At 54.6% G+C, this 1,295-nt stretch carries 2 protein-coding genes; both read right to left on the reverse strand.

Annotated elements, in window-relative coordinates:
• Positions 1-63 precede the first annotated feature (63 nt).
• Complete coding sequence (locus PM2_RS31955) at positions 64-282, reverse strand: ATP-binding protein (RefSeq protein ID WP_306372119.1); 219 nt, start codon at positions 280-282, stop codon at positions 64-66.
• Positions 240-1,211, reverse strand: coding sequence for a sensor histidine kinase (locus tag PM2_RS29400; protein ID WP_306372118.1), 972 nt, complete (start codon positions 1,209-1,211; stop codon positions 240-242). The genes PM2_RS31955 and PM2_RS29400 overlap by 43 nt, the downstream gene beginning before the upstream one ends.
• Positions 1,212-1,295 lie beyond the last annotated feature (84 nt).

The raw sequence follows: 1,295 nt of genomic DNA on the forward strand, positions 1-1,295 counted from the left end.
TCGAAAGCAGCCGGTCGCGACTGAACGCAATCGACCCAATGCGGCCAGTCAGTGCCTACAAAATCAGGTGCGATTCAGAAAACGCTCGGAGTGCTTATGAGTAGGCAACGAGATATGGAAGGTAGTCCCGCTGGCCATGCTGGATTCGACATCGATGGTACCGCCATGTCGAGACACGATTTCGCTCACGATGAACAAACCAAGGCCTAGACCACCTGATGCTTCATGATGTTCAGAGGTCAAACGGGAATATCGACCTTGTGGGTCGAACAGATAGGGCAATACGGCGGGTGGAATGGACTTGCCCAGTTGTGCACGCTGAACTCGACAGCCGCTGGGCCTTGGGTCAACGTCACGGTAATGGGCTTGGAAAGATCGCCGTGATGGACAGCATTCGCGATAAGATTAGAAAACGCCTGACCCAAACGTGTGCCGTCGAAATGCCCAAGCGCTTGGGTAGCTCCCTGCAAATCCACAGTGATCTCAGGACGAGAAACGCGAAGCTCCTCCACGAGTGTATGACACACCAGTGAGAGATCGATCTCCTCCCTCTGGATAGGAATACCTGTCCCGAGGTTAGCTTTAGCCAGATCGAGCAGGTCGGCCACGATCTGCTTGGCTCGAACCACACTGGTGGCAACCTGAGTCGCAATCCTCCGTTCTTGCGCTGAAAAATGGCGTTTGCCACTCAAAACCTCGGCACCCAGCAGGGCTGCGGTCAATGGCGTCCGGAGGTCATGACGGAGCACTCCAAGCACGAGTTTCCGAGTCGTTTCAACCGCGATGCCATATGATGTGATTGACTCGCCCAAAGCCTGATCTACGGCCTCATTGAAACGAACCAAGTCGTCTAAGTCGTGCGATTCACCAGGCATCTGAAGTGGCAGCCAAAGCCGCAAAACGCTTGCACGCAATGCTCGATACTCTGCCACCACCTGGTCGAGCGTAAATCCTGCGTCGAGACGGTTGACAGCATGTGTCTGAGCGGCAGTTTCAACCGGGCTAGGGCTTTGCAACCCTCTGGATTTTTCATACTGCTGGATGGCGGACTGGGGCGCCTGCATGTCCTGAGCAATGGTACGCAAAATGCTCTCTGCATGGTTACGAAGGCCGGCATCATCAAGGTCAGGCAGGGGCGTATTGAGCGTGCGCGCAAAGTCCTCCCATGCCTCCAGAATGGACTCCATATTGAGCAGAATGAAATCGGCCAACCTCATCTCCAGCCGCGCCTCCCCTATCCCGGAATGAATCTCTAGCTTAGTGCAGTCGAAAAAAAACGGTAAGAAGCTTTAGGG

The organism is Pseudomonas monteilii NBRC 103158 = DSM 14164, assembly GCF_000730605.1.
GTDB lineage: Bacteria > Pseudomonadota > Gammaproteobacteria > Pseudomonadales > Pseudomonadaceae > Aquipseudomonas > Aquipseudomonas monteilii.